The organism is Flavobacterium sp. TSSA_36, from assembly GCF_051547165.1.
In the GTDB taxonomy this organism is placed as follows: Bacteria; Bacteroidota; Bacteroidia; order Flavobacteriales; family Flavobacteriaceae; genus Flavobacterium.
This window is the reverse complement of the sequence record NZ_JBPTTP010000001.1, coordinates 599835-620689: the sequence shown is the minus strand read 5'-3', so window position 1 is coordinate 620689 and position 20855 is coordinate 599835. Positions and strand designations below refer to the sequence as shown.

Here is a 20855-nt window from a genome sequence, read left to right as displayed (position 1 = left end):
ATACTTAAAAAACATTAATTCAGTCAACACACTGACTGAATTTACATTAATTCAGTCAACACACTGACTGAATTTACATTAATTCAGTTAATTGAAAAGCATAGCAACTAATTTTTTTTGTAGTGAATTATTGAAGTGTACTTGTTTTTTAATATGAAAAAGAGGTTAAGTAACGAAATCAGCTTTAGGGTTTACGTTTACTTTCAAAACAGATTTGAAACAAAAAAGGAATACCCAATCGGAATATTCCTTTTCATAATTTATTTGTAGTAACGGTTTACTGTAACGACTCGAAACCTAATTTCAAGCGCACTCGATCCAAAACGCCATTGGCGATACCAGCGGCTTTTTCGGCACCTTGTTTCAATAAGGCATCTACTTCTGATAGGTTATTGATGTAATAATTGTACCGTTCTCTTTCGGTTTTGAATTTTTCTACAATCAGTTCAAACAAGGCTTGTTTGGCGTGGCCATAACCATAATTGCCTCCTAAATAATTGGCTGTCATCGAGGCAATTTGGGCTTCGTTGGCTAACAATTTATAGATAGCAAAAGCTTTACAAGTATCAGGATTTTTAGGTTCTTCTAATGGCGTACTATCGGTTTCGATGCTCATAATTTGCTTGCGCAACGTTTTGTCATCCAAGAAAATATTGATGATGTTATTGGCTGATTTGCTCATTTTTCCGCCGTTAGTACCTGGAATCAACATACTGTCTTCTTGGATTTTGGCTTCTGGTAGCACGAAGGTTTCTCCCATTTGGTGATTGAAACGAGAAGCGACATCACGAGTGATTTCGAGGTGTTGCAACTGGTCTTTTCCTACGGGTACAAATTCGGCATCATACAATAAAATATCAGCAGCCATCAACATTGGATACGAAAACAATCCAGCATTGACATCGTCTAAACGATCGGATTTGTCTTTGAAAGAATGTGCCAAAGTCAACCGTTGAAAGGGGAAAAAACAGCTCAAATACCAAGATAACTCCGCCGTTTGAGGCACATCGGATTGGCGATAAAAAGTAACTCTATTAACATCTAGTCCACACGCCAACCAAGCAGCTGCGGTACTGTAAGTATTGTTTCTTAAGGTTTCGCCATTTTTGATTTGTGTTATCGAATGCAAATCGGCGATAAAAAGGAATGATTCATTTTTTGGATCATTCGATAATGCAATTGCGGGTATAATTGCGCCTAATAAGTTTCCTAAATGTGGCGTTCCTGTACTTTGAACTCCCGTTAATATTTTTGCCATTGTAAATTTTTCAGAATGACAAAGTTCGCAAAGTTTGCAAGCTTTAGCATCATGTTTTATGAAAATTTTGTTGGTTTTGAATCAAATTCGTTCAACGCACTTGAAACTTAAAATTCAAAAAAAGGTAATTTTATTTTATTGGTAATTTAAAAAGCCAAAAAAGAACAATATGAAACTATTCATTAAGGATTTTTAAGGATAATTTGCCTCCTTTTTAAAAGCATTTCTATAAATTGCATAGATTAAATACAGCGTTATGGGAGAAGTGAATGCAGAAAAGACTCGTTTATCAGAAAGAAAAGATAATAAAGGATGGAAAAAATGGGGCCCTTACTTAACTGATAGACAATGGGGAACTGTAAGAGAGGATTATTCTTCCAACGGAGATGCTTGGAATAGTGTAACACATGATATGGCGCGTTCCAAGGCCTATCGCTGGGGCGAGGAAGGTATTGGAGGAATTTCTGACAACAAACAATATATTTGTTTTGCGTGGTCCTTTTGGAATCACCAAGATAAAATTCTGAAAGAACGCTTTTTTGGATTGACTGGCAACGAGTCTAATCATGGTGAAGATGTTAAGGAAATCTATTACTACCAAGATGCCACACCCACACATTCGTATCAAAAAATGCTTTATAAATATCCACAAAGCGCTTTTCCTTACGAAAAACTTGTCAAAGAGTCCAAAAAAAGAAACAGAAACCAACCCGAATACGAGCTCTTGGATACGGGTATTTTTAATGAAAACCACTATTTTGACTTAACTATTGAATATGCCAAAGCAGATAAAGAGGATATTTTAATTCAATTAACTATTGAAAACCAATCTAGTTTACCTGCTCCAATTACCGTTTTGCCTACGATTTGGTTTCGTAATACCTGGTGTTGGGGTTATGATGATTTCAAACACCGACCTACTTTAGCCGCTGATGATACTGCTAGTATAGCAGTTTATCATCAAATGGTGGGGCGCTTCCATTTGTATGCAGAAAAGGCGGATGATTTCCTTTTTTGTGAAAATGAAACCAATTTTAAACAATTGTATCATTCCGAAAATCCTACAGAATTTTGTAAAGATGGTATCAATAATTATGTGATACAACAAGAAAAAGACGCTGTAAATTCGGAAAAAAAAGGAACTAAAGCAGCAGCGCTCTATCAAGAAATTATTCCTCCCAAAGGCAAAAAAACAATTCGATTACGATTTTCAAAAACGACGCATACCACACCATTTGAGGATTTTGATGCTATTTTTAAGCAACGAATTCAAGAAGCAGATTTATTTTATGAAAACATACAAGGCAACGTAAAAAAGGACCCTTTAAAACTCTTGCAACGCCAAGCTTATGCTGGAATGCTTTGGACCAAACAATGGTATTATTATAATGTGTACCAATGGATCAAAGGCGATCCTTCAATGCCTAAACCTGATGCTCAAAGAAGTAAAGGGAGAAATAGTACTTGGAAACACATGTACACCGCCAATATTCTATCGATGCCTGACAAATGGGAATATCCTTGGTTTGCGGCTTGGGATTTGGCTTTTCATACGCTTCCCCTGGCCCGATTAGATCCGGATTTTGCGAAACGCCAACTTTCGGTGATATTGAGAGAATATTATATGCATCCCAATGGACAAATTCCAGCTTATGAATGGTCGTTTTCGGATGTAAATCCACCGGTTCACGCTTGGGCCACATGGAAAGTGTATGAAATTGACAAAGAAATGAATGGTGGTAAAGGTGATCGTGCCTTTTTGGAACGCATTTTTTTAAAACTATTGCTCAATTTTACGTGGTGGGTCAATCTAAAGGACGAAGGGGGCAATAACATTTTTGGTGGTGGCTTCCTGGGAATGGATAATATTGGCGTCTTTGATCGTTCTGCGGCCTTACCAACAGGTGGCCATTTAGAACAAGCCGATGGCACAGGATGGATGGCCATGTACAGTCTGAACATGTTGCGAATAGCTTGCGAAATTGCTATAGAAAATCCAGTGTATCAAGATATGGCTTCAAAGTTTTTTGAACACTTTTTGCACATTGCAGGTGCCATGCAAACTATGGGAGGCGATAAAATAAATCTTTGGGATGAACAAGATCAGTTTTATTACGACATGTTGCACAAAGAAAATGGAGAAGCCGAATTACTCAAAGTTCGCTCGATGGTTGGGTTGATTCCACTGTTTGCTGTTGAAGTTTTGACACCGGAATTGTTAAATCAATTGCCGGAATTCAAGCGACGCGTAGAGTGGATTATTGCGAATCGTCCTGATTTAGCGAACTTAGTGTCTCGTTGGTACAATCCCGGCAAAGGAGAGACAAAACTCCTTTCAATTCTTAGAGGACATCGTATGAAAATGATACTGAAACGTATGTTTGATGAATCTGAATTTTTATCGGATTACGGTGTTCGATCGTTGTCAAAATTTCACAAAGAGCATCCTTACCAATTCACTTATGACGGTGGTACTATTCAAGTAGACTATACTCCCGCCGAAGCCACAGGAGCAATGTTTGGAGGCAACTCGAATTGGCGTGGCCCCATATGGTTTCCTATGAATTTTTTAATTTTGGATTCGCTAGAAAAATTTTGTACTTATTATGGTAACGACTATGAAGTAGAATTCCCAACAAATTCTGGTAACATGATGAATATTAAGGAGGCTTCTGATGGTGTGGCGCAACGTTTACTTTCATTGTTTATTCCCAATAAAAACATGCATATTCCAATGTATGGGCCGTATGAAAAGTTTCAAAACGATTCGAATTTCAACCAAAATTATTTATTTTTTGAATATTTTGATGGGGATACTGGAAAAGGCTTAGGCGCGAACCATCAAACAGGTTGGACTGGATTGATTGCTGAAATTATTCATCAATTACATTTAGACAAAAAGTAAAAAGATAAAAGCCCTTTCAAGAAGGGCTTCTTTATTATCTATAACTATTTTAAAACCCATAATTCACCCCTAAACCAAAAACTTGTCGGGTTTGAAATCCTTGAAAAGCGTTGTCGTCATAAATGGCTTGAAAGTTCAAATTAGCCGATAAAACTCGGTTAATTTTCATCACAATAGCCAAAGAATAATCGATATCTACATTTTGAGGATCTTCTAAATAATTGGTGTAAAGATTCAGTGTATTTTCGGCCGAAACATTCGTCATTAAATTGAACTTATAATAAGCCGAAGCATAAAAACCCAATTCGTAGCGCAAGCTTTTAGTAGCATCTACCCCAAAATACGCTCCATCTACATAACCCGGTTGGGAGGTATAAAAATCGTCTACGAAGGTCATTTTAGAGGTTAGTGGCGCAAAATTTAAGCGCAAATGGTCTCCTTTTTTCCAAAACAAACCAGGTCCAAAAGTAAGATACCCAGGCGATAAAAAGTTGGTGTTTTCTGTTCTTATCTCAGCTCCATTGGCATCTTTGCCATAAATAAAACCACGGGTAAATTGAGTTCTAAAATTCAGGAACAACGAGTAATACCAATTCCCAAAAGCGTGTTGCCCTAGGGTAGAATTGAATTCGAAACGGTCATCGGTTTTTTTCTCAAAATCGGCATTTTTGGTTTGCAACAAACCGTAAGAAGCAATGATTTTGTTGTCCCAAGTCAGTTTGTCTTTTTTATAGTTGAAATCATAGTTGATGCCTAAATTTCCAGACAAGTTGTTTTCTCCACCTGCAATCCAGTTATTGAAGTTGGACTGGCTGAAAAGAAAAGCAATATTTCCTTTTTTGCGCCAACCGTTCGGCAAAGTATCATTGATGTTCTTGACGGCTGCCTCGGTGTTTTTGATTAGCTCTTTCTCGGTGTTTTGTGCTTGTGCTTCAGTAACGGAATAAAGCAAAAAAAGGGTAATTACAATGGCTCTCATTTCGTTTGGTTTTAAGTTTCTTACTCAAATGTAGTAAAAACCATTAAAACGCTGAAAAATAAATGGTTATTAAGTCCAAAAATCATAACAAAAAGGAAAATTGTGACTCCCTAACCCCGATTGCTTCGCCAGTTCGCTATCGCTCGGGTGTAGCGAAAATCCTTTTGTGCTGGGGTTCAGCACAAAAGATTATAGCGGATAGCGGGACTTTGCTTCCTGAAAATGCCCATTGCTGGGGTTTCTAAAAACAATTAAGGTTTTGGCCTTTTATACAAAGGCACCGCAGAACAAGCCTCACCATACATAATGCTTTTGGCCAAAGGTTGCAGTTTTTGAATGGCCATAATATAAGCGCTTTCTGGTACTGGTTTTTTGGAACAGCCTTTAATAATCAAAGGATGATCTTGATATTCGGAATAATTGAGTTGATTTAAGATATCTTGGTACAAAGAGGTATTCAAATCGATTATGGTGCCTAAGACAATATGCTTGGCAAAAGGGGAAAGATAAGACGCAACCAAAATAGTTGCCCACGCCGGAATAATGGCATCGGTACTACAATGCACCGCGACATAATGGTCTTGGTATTGGGACCAATCCTGATTTTTTAAGGCCTCCCGAAAGTCTTTTTCTTTTAATAAAAAACCATCCAACAGCCATTGCGAAACATCGACTTGCGTTCGAATTCCACTTGGATAATAATCTTCTAAATCGAAGACTTTTAGCGCACTATTGGCTACTTTATTTACTATTTCTTCCATCTTTTTAAAATGAGTATTCAGTGGTCAGTCTTTAGTGGTCAGTGGTAACTGCATACTATAAAACTGAACACTGAACACTTTTTATTTAAAGCATTCCCAATTCTAATTTAGCTTCTTCACTCATTAAATCCTTGCTCCAAGGTGGGTCGAAAGTGATTTCTACCTCGGCATCTTTTACGTGCTCAATGGATTTGATTTTCTCTTCTACCTCTCTTGGCAAACTCTCCGCCACGGGGCAATTTGGTGAAGTTAAAGTCATCAAGATTTTTACTTCATAATCGGTATTGACCATCACGTCATAAATCAATCCCAATTCATAAATGTCTACTGGAATCTCTGGGTCGTAAATCGTTTTTAATTTTTTTACAATCGCTTCTCCTAATACTTCGGTGTTTATTTCTTCTGTCATTTTTTTGGTTTTTAAAACATATGAGTCATATGAGTTTTTTTGTTTTCTAAAGTCTGGATATAAGTTCATGTAAGCAATAAACTTATAAAAATATCATCTAATTAAATCAGAACCAACATTAATCATCTAGCTCTCTATAATATTCATTTACCATTGTTTTTTGTCCTTCATAGTATATATTCTTAACGCCAAAATTAATTAACAAACCCATTGGAGCCTTCAATAAATTCATATAGGTAAGTAGTTGAGCATCAAAAATTGGATTAATTTCTACAACCGATTTTAATTCAACAACCAACGAATTCTCAATAAACAAATCACATCTAAGTTTTGATTCCAATTCAAAACCTTTATATGTTAAAGGAATTTGAAGTTCAGAAGAATAATTTATTTCGCGCAATTCTAATTCCTTTTTAATACATTGATGATAAATGTTTTCTAGTAGACCTGGTCCTAAACTTTTATGAACTTCTATCGCTGCTCCATTTACCTGATACACCAATTCTTTTAAAAAAGTTCTTGTTATTTTCATCTTGGGAAAAAACTTTAATGGCTTATATGTTTAATTATTTTTTTGCATCAAACGCCAAAGCATACATTTTGATGTTTTTAATCATCGATACTAAGCCATTAGCTCTGGTGGGAGACAAATGTTCTTTGAGTCCAATTTCATCAATAAAATCCATCTCTGCATTCAAGATATCAGCAGGTTTCTGATTCGAGAAAGCGCGTATTAAAATCGCGATTATGCCTTTCGTCAAAATCGCATCACTATCGGCAGTGAATACAATTTTGTCCTCATTTTGCTGGCCTTGTAACCAAACTTTAGACTGGCATCCTTTAATTAAATTATCATCGGTTTTGGCAGCTTCTTCTATTAAAGGCAAATTTTTTCCTAACTCAATAATGTATTCGTAACGCTGCATCCAGTCGTCGAACATTGAAAATTCATCTACAATTTCGTCTTGTATTTCTTTGATACTCATGCTTATTTTTCGCTATATGAAACTAATAAGGTTACTATTTTTTCTATGTCTTTTGGGGGAAATCCGTGGTCAAAACTTTTGGAGATGTAGGCCTTTCCACCAGCTGAAATGGCTAGGTTGGCAATGGCTGCACCGTCATATAATCGCTTTGCCGTTGGAGCTTTCAATGAAGGTATTTTTTCCAAATTCAATACAGAAAAGGCACTTTCAAGCTCCTTCTTTTCTTGTGCTGTCAACACAATTTCATAGGGTTTTTCATTTCTACCTTTGATGACCCAAACTTTTTGATTTTCCATCCAAACACTCAAATATACGCCTCTAGATTGCGCAGTATACGTGATGGATGAAGTGCTAAAATCATTGATTTTTTGACTTTTACAACTACTCATAATAACAAAAACAAAAAACAATTGACTAATCCACTTCATCTTTTTTAGGGGTTTATGACAGCATCATTTTGGCTTTCTTTACGGCCTCAACTAAGCTATCGATTTCTTCTTTGGTATTATAAAACGAAAAAGATGCTCGAATCGTTCCTGGAATTTCAAAGAAATTCATAATCGGTTGGGCACAATGATGTCCCGTTCGAACGGCTATTCCTAATTTATCGATAATGGTCCCAATATCATAAGGGTGAATTCCTTCTATATTAAATGAAATTACCGAAGTCTTATGTTCTGAAGTACCAAAAATACGCAAGCCTTCTATCTCTAAAAGACGTTGTGTTCCGTATTCTAAAAGTGCCAACTCCTGAGCTTGAATGTTTTCGAAACCAATTGCATTCATATAATCTACCGCAGTTCCAAGGACAATTCCTCCAGCAATATTTGGTGTTCCTGCTTCGAACTTATGTGGCAAATCGGCATAAGTGGTTTTTTCAAAAGTTACCTCTTTGATCATTTCGCCTCCACCTTGATAGGGTGGCAATTTGTTCAACCAAGCTTCTTTTCCATACAAAATTCCTGTACCTGTTGGCCCACACATTTTATGTCCTGAAAAAGCATAAAAATCACAATCCAAGGCTTGTACATCGGGTTTCAAATGAGGCACGGCTTGGGCTCCATCGATAAAAACAGCCGCTCCAAATTCGTGCGCTTTATCAATGATGTATTTTATGGGATTAATCGTTCCTAAAGCGTTAGAGATATGATTTACCGTAACGATTTTGGTTTTTTCGGATAGTAATTGATCAAATACTGACAAGATCAACTCCCCTTTTTCGTTCATCGGAATGACTTTTAGCGAAGCGCCTGTACGTTCGCAAAGCATTTGCCAAGGCACAATATTGCTATGATGTTCTAAAGCGGACACCAATACCTCATCGCCCGATTTTAGTAGAGAAGCAAATCCATTCGTTACCAAATTCACGCCGTGAGTTGTCCCTGAGGTAAACAATACTTCGTGCGCGTGCTTGGCATTGATATGGTGTTGAATTTTCCCTCTAGAAAGTTCGTACGCATCTGTCGCTAATTGGCTCAAGGTATGTACGCCACGATGAATATTGGCGTTGATTTCTTGGTAATACTTTGCAATCGCATCAATCACTACTTGTGGCTTTTGCGAAGTCGCTCCGTTATCGAAATAAACCAAAGGTTTTCCATTTACTTTTTGAGAAAGTATCGGAAAATCGGCTCTTATTTTTTGAAGGTCTAACATGACTTAATTTAGAATTTTTCTAAATACAAAAGTAGTGAAACTGTGGCTAATTTTCAGCAAACAGTTGTTAATAAAACTTGATACCCAAATAGGCGCTATTTATAGAGGAAACCCTCTGTAGTTTGAGCAAGGAAAGAAAAAAATAAAACCCAACACAAGGTTTCCTACTTTTTACTACATTGCTTAAAAATAACATTTTATGAAGAATATAATAAAAAGTATCGGAATCCTTCTTTTGCTTGTTTTGGGTTATATTGGATATACCACCTATCCTAAACTCGATTTAATCTCTGGTTTTTCGGCCAAAAGTATGGCGTCAGGACATTTTATTGACCATCGCTCACAAGAGATGATCGAAAAAGGAGATAACGACATTAACCTCATTGATCATGCTAAAAATGAAATCGATGACAACGCCAAAACCGCTACTTCATCTGTTTACGGATTAAAAACCAGAAAAGCTATGTATCGAGAAGGTTTAGGAGCGACATTAATCAATGATGATTTTGATGTTTCAAAACCCTATTTGGTACCAAAACGCAAGGTTACAAAAAACAATTTGCCCTTTCCCTATGGAAATAATGAAGCCAACGACACTGTTTTTGCCAATGTTGATTATTCAAAACTAACCGCTGCTGTAAACAACGCTTTCGATCCAAAGGGACAAAAGAAAAAAAGATCAAGAGCCGTTTTAGTGATTTATAAAGACCATATTATTGCCGAAAAATACGATACTGGATTTACCAAAAACAGTAAAATTTTGGGATGGTCTATGACTAAAAGTATCACTGCTACTCTTTTTGGGATACTCCAAAAACAAGGAAAATATGACATCAACAAACCCGCTCCAATTCCCGAATGGCAAAACGATGAACGAAAAAAAATCACGACCAACGATTTGTTGCACATGAATTCTGGATTGGAATGGGAAGAAGCCTATGATAAAATATGCGACGCTACTAAAATGTTATTCATAGCAGAAGATATGGGACGTGTACAACTCGAAAAACCTGCCGCTTTTGCTCCCAATACCCATTGGAATTACTCCTCTGGAACTAGTAATTTATTGTCTTACATCTTGCGTAAGCAGTTCAAAACCCATCAAGAGTATTTGGATTTTTGGTACACTCAATTGATTGATAGAATTGGAATGCATTCTATGCTAATCGAAACCGATATGGTTGGTAATTATGTTGGATCATCTTATGGATGGGCTACCGCAAGAGATTGGGCCAAGTTTGGATTATTGTATTTGCATAAAGGCAATTGGAATGGAGACCAAGTCTTTGATGCCAGTTGGGAGCATTATGTAAGCACCCCTACTAACGATTCAAACGAAGGTTATGGAGCGCACTTTTGGCTGAATGCAGGTGGTCATTTCCCAGCTGCGCCGCGAGATATGTACTCTTGCAATGGCTACCAAGGACAAAAGGTATTTATTATTCCGTCTTTGGATTTAGTTATTGTTAGAATGGGATTAAGCGACGAAGGAAAATATGATGTCAATGAATTGCTAAAAGGAGTGATTGGAAGTTTTAAGAAGTAACACCTACCCTATTTAAGCATAAACCCGACAAATTTTATGAAGTTGTCGGGTTTGTTTTTTTAACAGATTGCTCTATTTTTATCAATCCACAAAAATATCCGCCACATTAAAACTCAATTCTGGAAAAAGTGGACTGTGTACCAATCCTTCTTCGGCTATGGGTTTAAGGCCAATATATTTGTCTTTTTGAAGTGTATAAATTAAAATTGATTTTTGATACGGTTCTACAATCCAATATTCTTTAACGCCGTTTTCTTCATATAAATCGAACTTAATATCCATTTCTTTTTTGGAATTGCCTGGCGAAAGAATTTCAATAATCAAATCAGGCGCCCCAAGACACCCTCTGTCGTCTAATTTTTCCTTATCGCAAATCACACAAATGTCAGGTTGAAATACCGTTGTAATTTCTTTATCTGAGGTGCTTTTTTTGTAATTGATTAATCGCACATCAAAGGGCGCAACGTAAACGTTGCAAGGTGTTTTCTTAAAAAAATTTCCAAAAATTAAGGATAACTGAAATGAAACTTCCTGATGCTTTCTACTAGGTGCTGGACTCATTTTGAAAATTTTTCCTTTCAAAATTTCTAATCTTTCCTTAAAATTCCAAGTAAGATAGTCCGCATAGGTATACGATTTGGAAAGATCTAAACTGTTGATGTCTGTAATAATTGTTTCCATAAGAATGCCTATTAATACCTCAAATATACTAATTTTTGAGAGTGGATAAATACACAAAGGGCACAAAGTTCTAGTTTGACTTTATACCCTTTATTTATTTTATTTGAAATTGTTTTAAAAATTACAAATCAATCCACAAAAATATCCGCCACATTAAAACTCAATTCTGGAAACAGTGGACTGTGTACTAATCCTTCTTCGGCTATGGGTTTAAGTCCAATATAAGTACCTTTTTGTAAAGTATAAATTAAAATTGATTTTTGATACGGCTCTACAATCCAATATTCTTTAACGCCGTTTTCTTCATATAAATCGAACTTAATGTCCATTTCTTTTTTGGAATTGCCTGGCGAAAGAATTTCAATAATCAAATCAGGCGCACCGAGGCATCCTCTATCGTCTAATTTTTCCTTATCGCAAATCACACAAATATCAGGTTGAAAAACGGTAGTAATTTCTTTGTCGGAAGTACTTTTTTTATAATTTTTTAATCGCACATCAAAGGGAGCAACATAAACATTACATGGTGTTTTTTTGAAATAATTATAAAAAATACCCGTAAGCTCAACTGATATTTCTTGATGTTTTCTACTGGGTGCAGGGCTCATTTTGAAAACTTTCCCTTTCAAAATTTCTAATCTTTCCTTAAAATTCCAAGTAAGGTAATCCGCATACGTGTACGATTTGGAAAGATCTAAACTGTTAATATCTGTAATAATTGTTTCCATAAGAATGCAAATTAATACCTCAAATATACTAATTTTTGATAGTGGAAGTTACCAAAAAAGGGCACAAAGTTAAATTAAAAACTTTGTGCCCTTTGTGTAAGCCTTAGTGAACTTTGTGTTTATAAACTACAAATCAAACCCTAATTTCACGCCTAATTTATTGGCAATAATAGTCGTAATTCGTTTTTTAAGCTCTGGGATTTTGATGTTCTCGATTACTGCATTTGAGAAAGCGTACATCAATAATGCTTTGGCTTCTTTCTTTGGAATTCCTCGTTGTTGCATGTAAAACAAAGCTGTTTCGTCTAATTGTCCCACCGTACAACCGTGAGAACATTTTACATCGTCGGCAAAAATTTCTAACTGTGGTTTAGCATTGATGGTGGCTTTATCACTCAACAAAATATTGTTACTCTTTTGGAAAGCATTGGTTTTTTGAGCTTCTTTTTCTACGAAAACTTTCCCGTTAAAAACACCTGTAGCTCTATCTGAAAATATTCCTTTGTAATCTTGAAAACTTTCACAGTTTGGAGTTGCGTGGTTTACTAGGGTATAATGATCTACGTGTTGCTTCTCTCCTATTATCGTAATTCCGTTTAGCGTACTGGTAAGACGTTCGCCAAAATGATAAAAGTTCAAATTGTTTCTGGTCAAATTACCACCAAAAGAAAAGGTTTGCACCGCAACATGACTTTCTTGTTTTTGTGAAACGTAGGTATTATCAATTAAATTAGCCTCAGCACCGTCATTTTGAATTTTATAGTAATCAACAATAGCGCGTTTTGCAGCAAAAATTTCTGTAACTGAATTGGTCAACACGGCATTATCATTCAAACATTGATGTCTTTCGATAATTTGCACATGCGAATTCTCGCCTACAATCACCAAATTACGCGGCTGAACCAACAACGCTTTTTCAGAACCTGTAGAAAAATACATGATTTCGATAGGTTTATCGGCAACTTTACTTTTTGGAATGTTGATGTAAGCACCTTCATTAGCAAAAGCAGTATTTAAGGTTGTCAACGACTCGTCTTTACTTGCAATTTGGTTAAAGTAAGTATCAATAACCATTTTATATTTAGGCTTGTTCAACGCCGATGACATCAAACAAACGTCAATTCCATCGTGAGTAGTAGATGATAAATTGGAACTAAAAACCCCATCAATAAATACTACTTTATAGGTGTCCACTTCATGCAAAAAGTATTTCTTTACCTCTTTATACTCAATCGTATCTTCGGTATTTGGAAAAACACTGAAATCATTTTTTAGAATAGCATTTAAGGATGTATACTTCCAAGCTTCCTCTTTTTTGGTTGGAAAGCCTTTATTTTCAAAGTTCTTTATGGCTGCGGTGCGAATATCATGAAGAGCTGTTTGCACATCAATCTTCTCTTCAAAAGCCATAAAGGACGATAGTAATTTTTCTCTTAACATAGTTTTTCTTGTTTAAAGTTTAAGGTTTAAAAGTTTAAAGTTGTCATGGGATAACTTTAAACTTTAAACTTCAAACAAATTTTTACGCTTCTTGTTCTTGTTTGATCCAATCGTATCCTTTTTCTTCTAGCTCATAGGCTAATTCTTTGGTACCGGATTTTACAATTTTACCATTGTATAAAACGTGTACAAAATCAGGAACGATATAATCTAATAAACGTTGGTAATGCGTAATCACAACAATTGCATTTTTGTCGCTTTTTAGCTTGTTTACGCCATTGGCAACAATTCTAAGGGCATCGATATCCAAACCAGAATCTGTTTCGTCTAGAATGGCTAATTTTGGTTCTAACATCGCCATTTGAAAAATCTCATTACGTTTTTTCTCTCCTCCAGAAAAACCTTCGTTTAAAGAACGAGATAAAAACTTACGGTCGATTTCTAACAATTCAGATTTTTCGCGAATTACCTTCAACATTTCGTTGGCCGGCATTTCTTCTTTACCATTGGCTTTACGCGTTTCGTTGATAGCCGTACGCATAAAATTGGTTACAGAAACTCCAGGAATCTCCACTGGGTATTGAAACGAAAGAAACACCCCTTTGTGCGCTCTTTCTTCTGGTCCTAATTCGGCAATATCTTCGTTGTCTAAAAGAATTTCTCCCTCTGTAACTTCGTAGTTTTCGTTTCCGGCAATAATAGCCGAAAGTGTACTTTTTCCAGCACCGTTAGGTCCCATAATCGCGTGCACTTCGCCGGCTTTTACCTCAAGGTTGATTCCTTTTAATATTTCTTTATCGCCTATTGAGGCGTGAAGGTTTTTTATTGATAACATGAGTTGTTTTATTTTTATTCGTAGTGTCCTTTTAGTGAAATAATATTTAAGATTTCAATTGTATTTTCATCAATAATTTCATAAATTATTCTATGTTCTTGATTTATTCTTCTTGACCAAACACCCGAAAGATTATATTTTAACGGCTCTGGTTTTCCAATGCCTTCAAAAGGACTTTCTTGTATTGCTCTTAACAATTCTGAAATTTTCTTAAGAATTGTTTTATTTCCTATTTTATTCCAAAAATCTAAATCATTCTTCGCTTTTTTAGAAAAAATTATTTCCATAATTTGTCTATTTCCTCCAAAGTCATTTTTATACCTTTCCCTTGTTTTAGTTCTTCTCTAGCTTCCAAGATTTCTTTTACAAATTCTGGATTATAAGGTTTTTGCTTCGCCAGTTCGCTTTTGCTCGGGTCAATTTCTTGAACGATTTCAAAACCCAATGATTTTGCCAATGATTTCAAAACTGGAAAATCTTTCTTCTTAACGTTTTTTAAAATGAGTTCCATAACAATCTGATTTAAATACTATTGCTCCAAATTTATAAAAAATTATCCCACAGAACCTTCTAACGAAATTTCTAATAATTTTTGTGCTTCAACAGCAAATTCCATCGGTAATTTATTCAACACGTCTTTGCTAAATCCGTTTACGATAAGTGCAATGGCTTTTTCGGTTGGGATTCCACGTTGGTTACAATAAAACACTTGATCTTCTCCAATTTTACTTGTTGTAGCCTCGTGTTCTATTTTGGCAGATGGGTTTTTACTTTCGATATACGGAAAAGTATGTGCACCACAATTATTACCCATTAATAAAGAATCGCATTGCGAAAAATTACGAGCATTTTCGGCTCTTGGGCTAATTTGCACTAATCCTCTATAACTATTTTGTGATTTTCCTGCCGAAATTCCTTTAGAAATAATGGTTGATTTGGTGTTTTTCCCCAAATGAATCATCTTGGTTCCTGTATCGGCTTGTTGGAAATTGTTGGTTACTGCAATAGAGTAAAACTCTCCTACCGAATTATCGCCTTTTAAAACAACCGAAGGATATTTCCAAGTTACAGCAGATCCGGTTTCTACTTGCGTCCACGAAATTTTAGCATTGGCTTCGCATAACCCTCTTTTGGTCACAAAATTATACACTCCACCTTTGCCTTCTTTATTTCCGGGGTACCAGTTTTGAACGGTTGAGTATTTAATCTCTGCATTATCCATGGCTATTAATTCTACCACAGCAGCATGCAATTGATTTTCGTCACGACTTGGAGCGGTACACCCTTCCAAATAAGAAACGTAACTTCCTTCATCAGCAATTAAAAGAGTTCTCTCAAATTGTCCGGTTCCGGCCTGATTGATTCTAAAATAAGTAGAAAGTTCCATTGGACACTTCACCCCTTTTGGAATATAACAGAAAGAACCATCTGAGAAAACAGCCGAATTCAATGCGGCATAAAAATTATCTTTTTGAGGAACAACCGTGCCTAAATATTTACGTACTAATTCTGGGTGTTCTTTGATGGCTTCGGAAATACTCATAAAGATTATCCCTTTTTCGCCTAATGTTTTTTTGAAAGTTGTAGCTACCGAAACAGAATCGACTACAATATCCATAGCCACATTGTTCATCATTTTTTGCTCATCCACAGAGATACCTAACTTTTTATACATTTCTAAAAGTTCTGGATCTACATCGTCTAATGTCTTGTTAGGATCTACTGCTTTGGGCGCAGAATAATAGGAAATTGCTTGAAAATCTGGTTTTTCATAATGCACATTCGCCCATTCTGGCTCGATCATTTCTTGCCAAGCACGAAAAGCTTCGATACGCCAATCGGTCATCCATTGTGGTTCCTCCTTTTTTTGAGAAATCGCTCGAACAATTTCTTCATTTAAACCAATAGGAAATGTTTCCGATTCCAAATTAGTGTAAAATCCGTATTCGTATTCTTTATTTTCTAGTTCGATTTTTAAATCGTCCTCAGTATATTTACTCATATTTTTTTATTTATAGAGAAAAAGATTCTCCACATCCACAGGTTCTTTGTGCATTTGGATTATTAAAAACAAAGCCTTTTCCGTTTAATCCACCAGAAAATTCTAAAATTGTCCCTGCTAGATATAGGAACGATTTTTTTTCAACAGCAATAGTGATGTTGTTGTCCACAAAAATTTGATCATTTTCACCTTTATTTTTGTCAAATTTTAAATCATAAGATAAACCCGAGCATCCTCCACTTTTTACTCCTACTCTTACATAGTCTGTAGCGGCGTCAAAGCCATCATCTTTCATTAAATCGATGATTTTTGTTTTGGCTGTATCAGAAACCTTTATCATTTTGTAACTTTTTATTTGGTTATAAATTCAATGTTTTTAGATCCTTAGACGATCTGAAAATTTGGTTATATTGATTTTGTCTAAATTAACCGCAAATGTATAACTTTAAAAAGATTTTGGCACATTACTTAACATTTTAATGTTTGATAACTCAATAAGAAAAATTGATACCACTATTGGATAAAAAAATTTAGTCTTTTGAATACGTTAACAAGAAAATTATAAAAAAACTAAAAATTGTTGCTGTAGAAAACATCCAACATCAATCGTAGCTTTTAAATTTAGAAAAAAACCGCTTAGACTAAAAGTGTGCTAAGCGGTTTTTGTATATAGATTAGTGCGAAATACTCAAAAATTTACTGACAAGCGATTTTATTCACTCTATTTTGATGTCTTCCTCCCTCAAAATCTGTGGCTAAAAACGTAGCTACAATTTCTACTGCTTGCTCTATAGAAGTAAAACGAGCCGGAATACTCACCACATTAGCATCATTATGTAATCGAGTCAAATAAGCGATTTCTTTGGTCCAACAAAGACCTGCTCTCACGCCAACATGTTTATTTACGGTCATCGCAATACCATTCCCGCTGCCACAAATAACGATTCCAAAATCAGCTTTTCCTTGTTCAACATCAGTAGCTACAGGATGTCCAAAATCTGGATAATCAACAGAATCTGTAGTATCCGTTCCGTAATTCGTAACTTGATGTCCTTTAGATTCTAAAAACTGTACAATGGCTTTTTTGTAATCTGGTCCTGCGTGGTCGTTTCCTATAGCAATTTTCATGGTAGATGTTTAAGTTGTGAAGCAGCAAATTTAACCAAAGTAATTCAGTTTTTGTATATAAAAATTACTTTTGCCAAGTTCAAATACTAGTATGATATCAGGGCATTCGCTTTTAAAAAAAAGGTAGCCACCAATTACACCAATTGACACTAATTGTCATCGTAACTGATATTGAATGTGACTAATTCCAGCAATAGTACTAATTCGTGTCATTAAAAACACGCTTTAATTCTATCTAACACTTTTTTTAATCTTTGAAAATCAGCGAATCAGCGCTAAAAAAAGTTAGCCAAGCTGCGGTTAAAGTTTTTCCACTTTTTTGAAATTCGTGATTTATTAGTGCCTTCGTGGTGGATATTTTTAAAAGCCAACGCTCTAGCCTGAAATATCTAAATTGACAGCATAAAAATGAATATCTTGTAACTCACATAAAACGAGTAATTTAACAAAATCAGCTCATTTTATTATTTCTATAAAATACTATAAATCAATAGATAAACTATAATTTAAATGTTAATTTTATACATTGTTAATACGAAAACCTAATTAATTGATATTCAGTTAACTTTAAATTAACAAACAATGTTGATAACTATGGAAAGAAAATTAGAAGTTTTTTTAGTTTGCTTCAAAAAAAATTGTAATCCAAAATGGGAATTTAAAATGCAAGAAAAGTTTAGTGAATTTTTAGAATAGTTTTCAATACTTAGTTTGGAGTTATTAACATTAATTCTGAGAAAACTTATTTACAAATTAGCATATAATTCTAGTTTCAACAATTGTTAATTAAAATTTAAAAAACCTTATAAATTAATCACTTACCCTAAAACAACTATGTTAATAAGTACAAATAACTTGGAAAAACTTCTAAATACTACTTTTTCTTAAAAATTTATTGCGCTTATTAACACGCTATAATAACCATCAAAAAATATTTAAATTTAAATTTTTCTTTTTTATTATTTTAATGAATGTTGACAACTTTGAAATTTGAAAACTGAATTCAAACAATTTTTAAATGGTTGTTGAGTTCATCTAAGATAGATTGAACGGTTTCAAAATCGTTGGGATGAATTTTGAGTTGAATACCTCCGAGAGCATGAGTGTAAAAAGGGGCTACAGACAGAGTCGTTTCATTTTCAAAATAGAAAGGAATTTTTTCTAGCTCTAAAATGTGTTTCAAAACGACAATTTCATGAGGATAATTAAAAATAGCAATGGTTTTAAAATCTTGCATAACAGTTGTTTGTATAAAGATAAATAAATTAAGTATACGTTATATTTAATTTAAAACGGATGGGTATTCGTGTTTAACCGTTACTATTTTGTAATTTTAGACTTTATAAGAAAAGATATATGCGTAAAAGACTAAGAAAGCCAATCAAAAAAGAAATAGATTTTAGCGATAAAATTTTAAAAATATTGGCTCAAAATCCTAACAAAGGGTTTAACTACAAACAAATAGGAGCAAAGCTAGAGTTAGATGATACACAAAGTAGAAATCAAATTATCAAAGATTTGAAATTACTAGCTGCTTCAAAAAAAATTATTGAAAATGAACCGGGTAGTTATTTGGTCAAAGCAATTAGCCAAGATTATTACGAAGGAACCATTGATATGACAGGGCGTAAGACAGCTTATTTTATTTGTCCTGATTTTGAAGAAGACGTTTTTATTCCAACCAATAATCTGAATAGAGCTTTAGATAAAGACAAAGTGAAGGTCTATGTTTATAATCGAAGAAAAGGAAAACGTCCTGAAGGCGAAGTAATTGAAGTAGTCGAAAGAGCCAAAACTGATTTTGTGGGTGTGATTGACATTCAAAAGAATTTTGCTTTTGTTTCTACTGCCAATCCAAAAATGTACACCGATATTTTTATTCCAAAAGATAAAATAGGAGCCGCAGAGCACGGAGATGTCGTTCTGGTTCATATCGAAGATTGGCCTAAAAGAGCCGATAGTCCTTTTGGACAAGTAATTAAAGTGCTTGGAAAACCTGGAGAACACGATACAGAAATTCACGCTATTTTAGCAGAATATGGTTTGCCTTCTGAATTTCCAATAGAAGTCGAAACCTTTGCCCAAAAAATTGATACTACGATTCAAGAAAGTGAAATAGCCAAACGTCGCGATATGCGAGATACACTCACTTTTACCATAGACCCAAAAGATGCTAAAGATTTTGATGATGCACTGTCTTTCAAAAAATTAGAGAATGGTAATTTCGAAATTGGGGTTCACATTGCCGATGTTTCGTATTATCTAGAAGAAGGAACGATACTTGATGATGAGGCCTATCAACGTGCGACATCAGTTTATTTAGTAGATAGGGTAGTACCAATGTTGCCTGAGGTTTTATCTAATTTTGCTTGTTCGTTACGACCTCAGGAAGAGAAATATACGTTTTCGGCTATTTTTGAATTGGATGCTAAAGCCAAAGTCATCAATCAATGGTTTGGAAGAACCGTTATTTTTTCGGACCAACGTTTTGCGTATGAAGAAGCACAATACATCATCGAAACCAAAGACAACACTATTCCATTAGAAACTTCAATCACAGGAAGTAGTTATTTTGTGGCCGACGAAATTGTTGAAGCTACACTCAAAATGGATGAGTTAGCCAAAATTTTAAGAAGAAATAGAATGAATGAAGGCGCTATTTCTTTTGATAAAGTCGAAGTAAAATTCAATTTAGATCAAGAAGGAGAACCTGAAGGCGTGTACTTCAAAATAGCCAAAGATGCCAATCATTTGATTGAAGAATTTATGCTTTTGGCCAACAGAAAAGTAGCGGAATATATTGGCAAACAAAAGAAAACGTTTATTTACAGAATTCACGATGAACCCAATGAAGATAAGCTAATTGCCATGCAAAATGTGATTGCTAAATTTGGATACAAAATTGACTTTAGAAACAAAGGCGATATCTCCAAATCATTGAATGCCTTGATGGAAGCCGTGAGTGGTAAAAAAGAACAAAATTTGATTGATACTCTAGCCATTCGTTCGATGAGTAAAGCCAAATATTCAACGGATAATATTGGTCACTATGGATTAGCTTTTGATTATTATTCTCATTTTACTTCACCCATTCGAAGGTATCCCGATGTAATGGTACACCGATTATTGCAATTTTATCTCGATGGAGGAAAATCAGCAGATGAAGAAACCTATGAAACCAAATGTTTACATTCTTCGACTATGGAAGGTTTAGCTACTAATGCAGAACGTGATTCTATTAAATATATGCAGGTTAAATACATGCAAAATCATGAAGATCAAGAATTTTTGGGTGTCATTTCAGGAGTAACGGAGTGGGGAATTTATGTTGAAATCATCGAAAATAAATGCGAGGGTATGGTAAGAATTCGTGATATAAAAGAAGATTATTATACTTTTGACGAGAAACAATATGCCTTGGTAGGAGCGACTTCGCATGATTTATTACAATTAGGGGATGAGATATATGTAAAAGTAAAAAATGCAGATTTGGTTAAAAAACAATTGGATTTTCATTTTATAAGAAGAAATAATTAAAAAA

General features: G+C 34.9%; 21 protein-coding genes. 3 read left to right on the top strand and 18 right to left on the bottom strand.

Annotation, left to right across the window (positions count from 1 at the left end):
* Nucleotides 1-277 precede the first annotated feature (277 nt).
* A complete protein-coding gene (gene trpS, locus ACSVH7_RS02665) occupies nucleotides 278-1258 on the bottom strand; it encodes a tryptophan--tRNA ligase (protein ID WP_438065145.1) in 981 nt (326 codons plus the stop codon).
* A gap of 256 nt (nucleotides 1259-1514) precedes the next feature.
* Here trpS and ACSVH7_RS02660 point away from each other — a divergent pair, with 256 nt between their 5' ends.
* Complete coding sequence (locus ACSVH7_RS02660) at nucleotides 1515-4163, top strand: MGH1-like glycoside hydrolase domain-containing protein (protein WP_438065144.1); 2649 nt, start codon at nucleotides 1515-1517, stop codon at nucleotides 4161-4163.
* 49 nt (nucleotides 4164-4212) lie between these two features.
* Here the strand turns inward: ACSVH7_RS02660 and ACSVH7_RS02655 are convergent, their stop codons facing one another.
* From ACSVH7_RS02655 to ACSVH7_RS02625, 7 genes are all read right to left on the bottom strand, one after another.
* On the bottom strand, nucleotides 4213-5142 hold the full coding sequence (locus ACSVH7_RS02655) for a DUF3078 domain-containing protein (RefSeq protein ID WP_438065143.1): 930 nt from the start codon (nucleotides 5140-5142) through the stop codon (nucleotides 4213-4215).
* 251 nt (nucleotides 5143-5393) lie between these two features.
* Nucleotides 5394-5903 (bottom strand): DUF2480 family protein, encoded by a 510-nt coding sequence (locus ACSVH7_RS02650; RefSeq protein WP_438065142.1) that lies wholly within the window; start codon nucleotides 5901-5903, stop codon nucleotides 5394-5396.
* Between the two features lie 85 nt (nucleotides 5904-5988).
* Nucleotides 5989-6312: an SUF system Fe-S cluster assembly protein gene (locus tag ACSVH7_RS02645; protein ID WP_438065141.1), complete on the bottom strand. Its 324-nt coding sequence runs from the start codon at nucleotides 6310-6312 to the stop codon at nucleotides 5989-5991.
* A gap of 118 nt (nucleotides 6313-6430) precedes the next feature.
* Nucleotides 6431-6844 carry a GxxExxY protein gene (locus ACSVH7_RS02640; protein ID WP_438065140.1) on the bottom strand — a complete coding sequence of 138 codons (414 nt, stop codon included), beginning with the start codon at nucleotides 6842-6844 and terminating at the stop codon, nucleotides 6431-6433.
* Nucleotides 6845-6878: 34 nt separating this feature from the next.
* On the bottom strand, nucleotides 6879-7298 hold the full coding sequence (locus tag ACSVH7_RS02635) for a SufE family protein (protein ID WP_438065139.1): 420 nt from the start codon (nucleotides 7296-7298) through the stop codon (nucleotides 6879-6881).
* Between the two features lie 2 nt (nucleotides 7299-7300).
* On the bottom strand, nucleotides 7301-7726 hold the full coding sequence (locus ACSVH7_RS02630; RefSeq protein ID WP_438065138.1) for a hypothetical protein: 426 nt from the start codon (nucleotides 7724-7726) through the stop codon (nucleotides 7301-7303).
* 13 nt (nucleotides 7727-7739) lie between these two features.
* The gene (locus tag ACSVH7_RS02625; protein WP_438065137.1) at nucleotides 7740-8954 is read right to left on the bottom strand and encodes an aminotransferase class V-fold PLP-dependent enzyme; all 1215 of its coding nucleotides are present in this window, start codon (nucleotides 8952-8954) and stop codon (nucleotides 7740-7742) included.
* A 199-nt stretch (nucleotides 8955-9153) separates the two neighbouring features.
* Here ACSVH7_RS02625 and ACSVH7_RS02620 point away from each other — a divergent pair, with 199 nt between their 5' ends.
* Nucleotides 9154-10500, top strand: coding sequence for a serine hydrolase domain-containing protein (locus ACSVH7_RS02620; RefSeq protein WP_438065136.1), 1347 nt, complete (start codon nucleotides 9154-9156; stop codon nucleotides 10498-10500).
* A gap of 81 nt (nucleotides 10501-10581) precedes the next feature.
* Here ACSVH7_RS02620 and ACSVH7_RS02615 read toward each other — a convergent pair whose 3' ends face one another.
* The 10 genes from ACSVH7_RS02615 to ACSVH7_RS02570 form a co-directional block, all read right to left on the bottom strand.
* Entirely contained in the window at nucleotides 10582-11181 is a 600-nt protein-coding gene (locus ACSVH7_RS02615; RefSeq protein WP_438065135.1) for a Uma2 family endonuclease, read from the bottom strand.
* A gap of 128 nt (nucleotides 11182-11309) precedes the next feature.
* Nucleotides 11310-11909, bottom strand: coding sequence for a Uma2 family endonuclease (locus tag ACSVH7_RS02610; protein ID WP_438065134.1), 600 nt, complete (start codon nucleotides 11907-11909; stop codon nucleotides 11310-11312).
* Nucleotides 11910-12035: 126 nt separating this feature from the next.
* A complete protein-coding gene (gene sufD / locus ACSVH7_RS02605; protein ID WP_438065133.1) occupies nucleotides 12036-13349 on the bottom strand; it encodes a Fe-S cluster assembly protein SufD in 1314 nt (437 codons plus the stop codon).
* Between the two features lie 82 nt (nucleotides 13350-13431).
* Nucleotides 13432-14184, bottom strand: coding sequence for a Fe-S cluster assembly ATPase SufC (gene sufC, locus ACSVH7_RS02600; protein WP_315170569.1), 753 nt, complete (start codon nucleotides 14182-14184; stop codon nucleotides 13432-13434).
* A 14-nt stretch (nucleotides 14185-14198) separates the two neighbouring features.
* On the bottom strand, nucleotides 14199-14471 hold the full coding sequence (locus tag ACSVH7_RS02595) for a Txe/YoeB family addiction module toxin (protein WP_438065132.1): 273 nt from the start codon (nucleotides 14469-14471) through the stop codon (nucleotides 14199-14201).
* Entirely contained in the window at nucleotides 14462-14695 is a 234-nt protein-coding gene (locus ACSVH7_RS02590) for a DUF2683 family protein (protein ID WP_438065131.1), read from the bottom strand. The genes ACSVH7_RS02595 and ACSVH7_RS02590 overlap by 10 nt, the downstream gene beginning before the upstream one ends.
* A gap of 42 nt (nucleotides 14696-14737) precedes the next feature.
* On the bottom strand, nucleotides 14738-16186 hold the full coding sequence (gene sufB, locus ACSVH7_RS02585) for a Fe-S cluster assembly protein SufB (protein WP_438065130.1): 1449 nt from the start codon (nucleotides 16184-16186) through the stop codon (nucleotides 14738-14740).
* A 10-nt stretch (nucleotides 16187-16196) separates the two neighbouring features.
* Nucleotides 16197-16526, bottom strand: coding sequence for a HesB/IscA family protein (locus ACSVH7_RS02580; protein WP_438065129.1), 330 nt, complete (start codon nucleotides 16524-16526; stop codon nucleotides 16197-16199).
* Between the two features lie 356 nt (nucleotides 16527-16882).
* Nucleotides 16883-17314: a ribose 5-phosphate isomerase B gene (rpiB, locus tag ACSVH7_RS02575; protein ID WP_438065128.1), complete on the bottom strand. Its 432-nt coding sequence runs from the start codon at nucleotides 17312-17314 to the stop codon at nucleotides 16883-16885.
* A 1003-nt stretch (nucleotides 17315-18317) separates the two neighbouring features.
* Nucleotides 18318-18551 (bottom strand): DUF2007 domain-containing protein, encoded by a 234-nt coding sequence (locus tag ACSVH7_RS02570; protein ID WP_438065127.1) that lies wholly within the window; start codon nucleotides 18549-18551, stop codon nucleotides 18318-18320.
* Between the two features lie 119 nt (nucleotides 18552-18670).
* Between ACSVH7_RS02570 and rnr the strand changes: the two genes are divergently transcribed.
* Nucleotides 18671-20851, top strand: coding sequence for a ribonuclease R (rnr, locus tag ACSVH7_RS02565; RefSeq protein ID WP_438065126.1), 2181 nt, complete (start codon nucleotides 18671-18673; stop codon nucleotides 20849-20851).
* Nucleotides 20852-20855: the final 4 nt, after the last annotated feature.